At 42.8% G+C, this 8,532-nt stretch carries 8 protein-coding genes; 4 read left to right on the top strand and 4 right to left on the bottom strand.

Annotated features, from left to right (window positions below; translation table 11 throughout):
• Both LUQ50_RS02305 and LUQ50_RS02300 read right to left on the bottom strand, forming a co-directional pair.
• The coding region (locus tag LUQ50_RS02305) for an MFS transporter (RefSeq protein ID WP_300035566.1) at positions 1-840 on the bottom strand (840 nt) is incomplete at its 3' end.
• A gap of 467 nt (positions 841-1,307) precedes the next feature.
• The gene (locus tag LUQ50_RS02300; RefSeq protein ID WP_300035563.1) at positions 1,308-2,078 is read right to left on the bottom strand and encodes a TrmB family transcriptional regulator; all 771 of its coding nucleotides are present in this window, start codon (positions 2,076-2,078) and stop codon (positions 1,308-1,310) included.
• A gap of 64 nt (positions 2,079-2,142) precedes the next feature.
• Here LUQ50_RS02300 and LUQ50_RS02295 point away from each other — a divergent pair, with 64 nt between their 5' ends.
• Together LUQ50_RS02295 and LUQ50_RS02290 are read left to right on the top strand one after the other, a co-directional pair.
• Positions 2,143-3,381 (top strand): MFS transporter, encoded by a 1,239-nt coding sequence (locus tag LUQ50_RS02295; RefSeq protein ID WP_300035559.1) that lies wholly within the window; start codon positions 2,143-2,145, stop codon positions 3,379-3,381.
• A gap of 215 nt (positions 3,382-3,596) precedes the next feature.
• Positions 3,597-4,154 carry an FmdE family protein gene (locus LUQ50_RS02290; protein ID WP_300035556.1) on the top strand — a complete coding sequence of 186 codons (558 nt, stop codon included), beginning with the start codon at positions 3,597-3,599 and terminating at the stop codon, positions 4,152-4,154.
• 214 nt (positions 4,155-4,368) lie between these two features.
• On the opposite strand, the gene LUQ50_RS02285 is transcribed toward LUQ50_RS02290, so the two are convergent.
• Both LUQ50_RS02285 and LUQ50_RS02280 read right to left on the bottom strand, forming a co-directional pair.
• On the bottom strand, positions 4,369-5,289 hold the full coding sequence (locus tag LUQ50_RS02285; protein ID WP_300035554.1) for an ABC transporter ATP-binding protein: 921 nt from the start codon (positions 5,287-5,289) through the stop codon (positions 4,369-4,371).
• Complete coding sequence (locus tag LUQ50_RS02280) at positions 5,286-6,239, bottom strand: iron ABC transporter permease (RefSeq protein ID WP_300035569.1); 954 nt, start codon at positions 6,237-6,239, stop codon at positions 5,286-5,288. The genes LUQ50_RS02285 and LUQ50_RS02280 overlap by 4 nt, the downstream gene beginning before the upstream one ends.
• A 599-nt stretch (positions 6,240-6,838) precedes the next feature.
• On the opposite strand from LUQ50_RS02280, the gene LUQ50_RS02275 reads away from it, so the two are divergent.
• Together LUQ50_RS02275 and LUQ50_RS02270 are read left to right on the top strand one after the other, a co-directional pair.
• On the top strand, positions 6,839-7,903 hold the full coding sequence (locus tag LUQ50_RS02275; protein WP_300035551.1) for an ABC transporter substrate-binding protein: 1,065 nt from the start codon (positions 6,839-6,841) through the stop codon (positions 7,901-7,903).
• 207 nt (positions 7,904-8,110) lie between these two features.
• The coding region (locus LUQ50_RS02270; RefSeq protein ID WP_300035548.1) for a methyltransferase domain-containing protein at positions 8,111-8,532 on the top strand (422 nt) is incomplete at its 3' end.

Below are 8,532 nucleotides of genomic sequence, written 5' to 3'. Positions count from 1 at the left end.
TACGCAACTCATGATGAGAAATGCAATGAATGTCGCAGTAAACTCCCATCCGGTAAAAATACTGATATTTATCAGTGGATTCTGACAGGTAAGTTCTCTGATAATAAACACGATTATACACCCGATACAGAGAATGGTGCAGATCTGTATCTGGTGATCAAACATACCCATATGAGGAATCCGTTCAAGAACATAGACACCCAAAGCCATCATGCTAAAGAGCATGATAGCACCGAAACGATCAAACCGCTCCTTAATCCCGGGAACATCCTTTGGGATAACATACAGGGCAAATGGCAGAATAAGGAGTCCAATTGGGATATTGATAAGAAAAGCCCAGTGCCAGGATAAGTATTGGGCAAGAAATCCACCGATAGCAGGACCCACCGCAACCCCTATTGAAATTGCCATTGATATTACCCCTAGAGAGAAACCCAGCATGTTTCTTGGGAGATACGTCACACAAAGCAGCGATGCGGTTGCAGCAATCATGGCAGCTCCGACTCCCTGAAGAATGCGTGACCCGAGAAGTGTTTGGAAATCAGGTGATAATCCGCAAGCTGCAGATCCAATGGTGAAGATAAATAGGCCCAAAAGAAATATTGTTTTCAAAGATCCGCGTTCAGCACTCTTTCCAAAGATGAGGATAAGTCCTGCAACCATTAAAAGATAGGTGATAATAACCCAGGATACGGTCCCGGTATCGATATCGAATGACCCAGATATTTGGGGAAGAATGATATTTACAATCGAACCGTCAAGCCCGTCCAGAAACATTCCTATTGCAGCAGTGGCGAGGAGGAGTTTTTGATGGAGAGGATTGGAAATGATCTGGGGCATGTTCCAGAAGCATGTGGTGAGAAGTCTCTTAATTGTTCCGTGATCCGCTTTAATTCATTAAAATGCTATAATTCTCTAAAAAAGAGCATTATTTACTTTAAAACTTCAACCTCTGCCGGTATACAAAAGGTATTGTTCTTCGCTTCGTCATATACTGGTATATCAGCACAATGATCCGGGACATTTCTCATTTTCCCGATATAATCCTCCAATATTTGATACCAGTGCCGAATATTAATGTTGCTCTTGGTTGACCTAATAACAGCGCATGCATGCGTATCCGATCGCGCACTTTATCTGATGTGATCTTGCTACATATTTTTCTTGTTATATTAGATAGATGAGATGATGACATATTCGGAGCATGACAAAACGCGAATTCTCTAGCTTTTACAAAATTTAAGTAAAATTTATGAGATAAATCATTGCTTAGTTTTTCAGTAGCTCGGGTAAATCAACCACCCCGGTCAGATCCCCTTCCGGGACTTTCCTACTGGCTGAATTTCCTGAACAATTTTTCGCGAGAGATAACTGGCGTAAATATCTGGGCATATAAAGATCCCTGTTAATCTGCCGTTATCTTCAAGAATTGAGAGAGATTCCCGGCGATCAGCCATTAATAACAATTTCATGGACAATCCGATATTTTCTCCTTCTTCGTGATGAAAGAGTGATGAATCGATATCACTCCCACCAAGGTAGCATTTTATCGGTGTTACCTCAGTAAGTTCTGATCTCCCTACCACCAGGTACATAAATACCCGTTTTGCCGCTCGTATGATCTCACTGTTATATTTGGTTAAAAATTCATTTTCATCGCAGAGAAGAACAATTTCATATTTTGCCCTACGCAGCATCATTCTGATTTGATTATCACGGGTCCATTCGGTATGCAGCTTATATCCCTGCATAAGTGGCTCTGGTGCTTCGGTTTCAAGAGCTTTCAGACGCTGGTACAATCCTTCAAGAGACTCCACCGACTCTCGTTTAAGCCGTTCAAATATTTGGATCACATCAACCGGAGAGTATCGCATCGGCGATTTCCCGGAAGATACGATAAAACCTTTCTGGGCGAGTGAGGTAAGGGTCTCATATATCTTTCCACGGGGTATCTTGGTCTGGTCGTGAATTTCATGAGCACTTGCCACCCGAAGTGCTGACAAAATTGTATACACTTTCGCTTCATATTCACTCATTCCAATTCGTTTCAGTTCCTGAAGTAACGTGTCATCAATCATAGTAACGAGCTACTCAACATAGGAGCACTTTATTGATATTTTGATATTAATAACGTAATAAGGCATGATTTCATCACCATTCCAGCCGTCAAAATGGACATTATTATTCCTCTTGTTATCAGCCATGATGATTCTTATGGGGGGTGCAGCCGTTGCACCTGCTCTCCCGTTAATCAGCCAGGCATTTCCCGACGCACCAGACTCCCTTATCTCCTTAATAGTTACGCTTCCTTCACTTTCAATTGCTCTCGCTGGAATTTTTATTGGTGTTCTTTCTGATAAAGTTGGTAAGATCAAAATTCTTGTCGTATCCATTGCGGTCTTCACCATCGCAGGAAGTTCAGGATATTATCTCACCTCCATATATGCAATATTAATCGGCAGAATTCTCCTAGGAGTTGGTATTGCCGGTATCACCTGCACGACTTCCTCTCTGATTCCCTGTTATTATGAGGGAATAACCCGTGCCAGGGTTCTTGGATACCAAGCAGCTGCAATGGGTTTTGGGGTATTAATTCTTGAATTAAGCGGAGGTTTTCTCGCTGGTATCTCCTGGCGTGCAGCCTTCCTTATTTACCTGATTGGAATTATCATTTTCGTAGGTGTTCTGAGAACCATGAAAGAACCGGTTCTTCCGAAAATTAAACAGAATATGGTAATATCTGATGAAAAGTTCCCGGTAACTCCCCTTCTATTAGGATATACGACCCTGTTTCTTGGTAGTATGTTATTCTTCCTGATGCCTATCAAGTTCCCATACTTAATTGCGAATATGGAAGCAGCACGGATCTTAAGCGAAAACACTGCTCTTACCAGCGGATTATTCCTGGGAATTATGGGTTGTTCTGCATCGCTCATTGGACTGTTTTATGGAAGAATTGCCTGGAGATTTCATCGATACACCATTCTCGCTCTTACGTTTATCTTCTTTGGGATCGGGTACTGTTGTCTGGGGATAGCCTCGTCACTTGTCGTTGTTACGCTCGCGGTAATCTGTATTGGGGTCGGTAATGGTATCCTGATGCCGACGATCTTAACCTGGATCGCTACAGTTACACCAAAACAGTTTCTGGGCAGAGCTAGTGGCGGTTTCTCAGTATTCCTGAACATCGGACAGTTCGCGTCCTCTCTTGCAATTGTACCGGTCATAGCCATTGCTTCAACATGCACTAATATGTTCCTGATATTCGGATGTTTGGCATTTGTGTTCACTCTGCCCTATATTGTAGCGATACTCAAAGAGAAGTACACTCTGCCGCAGGTAGCCCTGAATGCAACTCTGCTCCAGAATGAACGACTGTAGAGGGAGACAGTACCCCTTTCAAAAACTTATTTTTTTAACGTTTTTATTTACTCATAATTTTCTTGAATTCGAAAACAGTTCGTTATTATGATTAAAAGGATGTGTGTATATTCGTTGATGTACTTACACCATGGTTAATGTTCCAGTTGGAGAATTTTTGAAAAATAATTAACAAAAAGTTTTACCATTAGCAATTAGTACACTAATGCTTATACATGGAAATAATTGACATTTTGTTACAGAAAGCAAAAGAATTTCATGGAGATATGTGCCCGGGAATCGTAATGGGGACCAGAATGACCATAGCCGGGCTTCGCGAACTTGGAATGGATCCCCTGAAAAAGAACTATGATCTCATTGTGTATGTGGAAATTGACCGGTGTGCAACCGATGCAATCCAGGCGATCACCGGGGTTTCCCTTGGGCATAGAACTCTCAAACATAAAAATTATGGCAAATTCGCGGCTACATTTATCGATACCAAAACAAACAAAGCAGTGAGGATTACTGCATTGCCAAAGAAACAAAACCAACCTCAAGATATGAAAGAAGTTGCAAAAATGGTGTGCAACGCTCCAGAAGAGGAACTATTTCTGATTCAACAGGTACGGGTTACTATACCACCTGAAGATATGCCGGGATTTCCAACGCACAAAGATACCTGTTGCATTTGTGGCGAACAGATCATGGATAGCAAAGAGGTTATTGTTGATGGAAAAGTACGGTGTAAGAACTGCGCACAGAGTTCATATTATTTGGTCATCACGACCTGATATCTCTCTTCCCCTTGGATAATAATAACTGTTATCAAAGGCAGCAACAAACGATGACTGGTGTCTATTTTCCGGATTTACGTGTTAACAGGCCTTGAAGGCCCAGAGTAACCTCATATTTAAGAACTGCATAATACTGCTCCATTGCATCTTTCTCTATCCCCATGAACGACTGCGATCTTCGGAGGTCTGTCTCCATAAACCCGGAAATTATTCAGACCTGTATTCCATCAGGTTGTATTATCATGATGTTTTCCTGTTCTGGCATAAATCCACAGTTCGTACACCGGTGTGCAGGGTCAGAAAAATTCGCCAGGATCTGATCAAGAATCGATTCAACCGGGCAGAGAGATCCGGGCCGGTAACGGATGGGAATGCAGACTTTTCGATCTGCAACCTCGATGTATTCGACCCTGACATCTACATGATAGGTTGCCCGGAGAGCATCACTGGTGATCACCTCTTCTGCAGGTCCGATCATGGAAAACTTTCCCCCTTGCATGATGCCTACCTGATCAGATACGATGAATGCATGATCCGGAAAATGAGAAGTCATGATGATGGTAATCCCCCGGTCACGAAGTCGTTCGATGAGGGATAATACCTGCATCTGGTTCCCAAAATCCAGATGGGATGTAGGTTCGTCAAGGAGAAGAATATCGGGTTTTTGGGCGAGGGCCCGGGCAATGAGTGCAAGCTGGTGCTCTCCACCACTTACTTCGTTCACGGGTTTTTCGATGAGATGATGTACTCCGACCTCACAGATAGCCTCCACTGCAATTCGTACGTCTTCCTCGGTTGGAGAAGAGAACGCAGAGATGTATGGAGCCCGTCCCATCAGCACATATTCAAGAAGGGTGTATGGAAATGCGACATCATATCCCTGAGGGACGAATGCCATCTTCCGGGATAACTCCTGCCTGTCCATCTCTCTGATATCAGTGTCGTCAAGTCTGACTGAACCTGAATGGAGATCAAGAAGATCAATCAGGCATCGAAGCAGGGTTGATTTTCCGGTACCATTCGGACCCAGAATGCAGAAGAGTTCTCCGGGCTTCAAGGTGAATGAAATATCTGAAAATATGTCCCGTTTATTATCCCAACTGAACCGAAGGGAGTGAGCACTAAGTGTCATGACCATCCTGTCTTCCTCCTCCAGAGCAGATATGCAAAGAACGGAGCACCAAGAAGGGCAGTGAGAATCCCGAGTGGAATCTCGGTGGTAATCAGGGTCCGGGAGAGATCGTCCATGATCAAAAGATAGGATGCACCCATGACGATGGTCATCGGGAGGAGACGTCGGTAATCAGGCCCGGTAACCATTCTGCCAAGATGGGGGACTACCAACCCGACCCATCCTATGATACCACTGATACATACCGATGCAGCGGTGAGGAGTGTGGCGCAGAGAATGATAATACGGGTGATCTGCTTCATATCTACTCCGAGGGTTCTGGCTTCATCAGATCCGAGTGAAAGAAGGTTGATCCTCCAGCGAATGAGAAGAAGGATTGTTCCCCCGAGGAACATGGCCGGAGCGATTGCAAAAAGATCGGTGTACCTGACTGATGAGAGACTTCCCATCAGCCAGAAGATGATGGTTGGAAGTTTTTCATACGGATCTGCAACATATTTTGTGATTGAGAGGAGTGCTCCGAAGAATGAAGAGACAATTACTCCGGAGAGAACCAGCACCAGAATCTGACCACTCTTATACAATCTGCTCAAAAGATAGGTACAAAGGACTGCAGCGATCCCTCCGGCAAAAGCAGATACCTGAATCATCCATGATGAAGAGGAGATTAGGATCGCAACAGCAGCTCCAAACCCAGCTCCTGATGACACACCCAGAATGTCAGGTGATACAAGAGGGTTTTTAAAGAGTCCCTGATATGCAGCGCCGGCCATGGACAGTGCTGCTCCAACCATTACCGCAGCAATGATTCGGGGAAGACGGACCTGCATAACGATTGTTTCTTCAGCACTTGTCCAAGTATGATCTATCGGGAATATTGATGAGATGAGGATTCGAAGTACGTTTCCTGGATCCACTTCAAATCGTCCCATAAAGAGTGACCAGAATATTATCAGTACCGGAAGGATGTAAAGAGCGATAGATAATGGGATATTAATATTAAGTTTTTTTGTTAAATCTTTGATATTTGTCAGATTATCTGGTTCAGACGGGTGAATTGGGTTGGAAGAAAGATTTTGATTGTCCATTGTACTCCATATGGTTCTGACCGTCTCATGTTTTAGTTCAGTGACGAGTAATGGTTTGGAGAAATAAGTTATTTATTCATTTGGTAAAAATGTTTTTAATTTAATTTACTTTCTTGATTAGATTATCCATTTCACAAATTAAAATAAATTGACCCGCATGTTATTATTAAACCGCAACCTAATGGAAAAATAAATGGCCACGTTATGACAGTTTATATTATCATGTACTTTAATATATTCAAAGATTGGGGTATTGTGATCAGCATAGTTAACTATATCCCATCAAGTTAGCGCATGTGTGGCAATGATAAAACCTCATTGCTGTCTTTCGATTCACATTATTTGCATATTAAAAAATTAACAATCATATAATTTTAATATGAATTGAGCATATGTTGATCCCGGCAATCAAATTAAAAATGAATGTTAATTATCTATGAACAAGAAACTGGATGGATCTAATGAAGTTTAAAAGTGTGTTTATATTATTATTGTTCGCATTTGCCGGATTCACTGTCGTTTACGCTGAGGATACCAGAACAATTACTGATATGGTAGGCAGACAGGTAACAGTGCCTACAGAAATTGATTCCGTTCTCGGGACCTCTCCCCCAACGAGTGAAGCGGTATATATGATTAATCCGGACACCTTGATCGGGTTGAATTTTGCATTCAACGACACGAATTATGTTTCTGAGAAATATCGAAATCTGCCTAATGTTGGTGGTCAACAGATGGGGAATGCCCTGAATTATGAAACATTTCTCTCAATGAAGCCTGATATTATCCTGTTTGGATCCAGCCCGGGAACCAATGTATCTGATACGATCGATGACATGCAAAGAAAGCTTTACCCCATTCCTGTCGTAGGGGTTATCGATGCAACAAACGCAAAAGAATACGGGCCGGGTATCATATTCCTTGGTGATCTTCTCGATCAGAAAGAGAAGGCATCAGAATTAAACACTTTCTATGATACCATGTACAAGACGGTTACTGAAAAGGTAGCTACGATCCCTGAAGATCAGAGAGTCCGGGTATACTACGCAGAGGGTCCGGATGGACTGAAGACGGATCCTGAAGTATCAGACCATGCCCAACTCATCACTATCTGCGGGGGTAAAAATGTTGCAGAAGTTAATGAAAAGGGTGCTGGAGGAATGAGCCCGGTATCTATCGAACAGGTGCTATCCTGGAATCCGGATCTCATTCTTGCTGGTGACAGTCGATTTTATAAGTCAGTTCTCTCTGATCCAAACTGGAAAGACATCAACGCAGTTAAAAATAAGAACGTGTTTCTGATTCCCAACCAGCCGTTTGGATGGATTGATAGACCTCCGGGTGTAAACCGCATCATTGGTATTCCTTGGCTCGCTCAGGCATTCTATCCGGATCTGTTTGCGGATATGGATCTTTCTGTATATATCAAAGAATTCTACTCCAAGTTCTACCACTATGATCTGAGTGATGATGAGATCAATGATATCATCACCTCTTCGGGGTTATCGCGGGAAAAGAACGTATAAGTCAGGAAAAAAACTTAAATTCACTTTTTCAAGATCCGGGATAATTCCGGAGTGCCGGTGAATAGTTATCTGATTCTGAACACCTGATGCATGTCATCAAACATGAGCGTTGTAATACATGGATCCTATATTTACTCAATAATTATATCAATTATTTATTCTTTAACTGTCTTAATATTCTGCTCACAAAGAAACTGGAACATAGGCATGCATACAAAACCTGACTCCTCACCATACGCGTTATCAAATACGTACTGGGCTGAACGATGGGGTGAACTAAAAAAGAAGCACCTAGAATCAGTCAATATCATTCATGAGGGTGATTTCTGGATGGATCCAAGTAATGTCAGGAGATATCTCGAAAATACCCGGGGATCATATGGGAAAGTGGTAACAACTCAACTCAGAACGATGGATATCCCCTCCGGGACACGGGTGCTTGACATCGGGTCAGGACCGGGAACCCTTGCAGTTCCTCTCGCAAAACAGGGGTGCGATGTAACTGTAGTCGAACAATCACCTCTTATGGGTGCTGCTCTCGAAAAGTACCGGATTGAGGAAGAAGCACGACCAATAACTACTATACTCAATAAATGGGAGTTACTGACTGCAACGGATCTCCCGGGTAG

The sequence above is a fragment of the Methanospirillum sp. genome, from assembly GCF_028679455.1.
Lineage (GTDB): Archaea > Halobacteriota > Methanomicrobia > Methanomicrobiales > Methanospirillaceae > Methanospirillum.
This window is presented reverse-complemented; position numbering and strand designations above follow the sequence as displayed.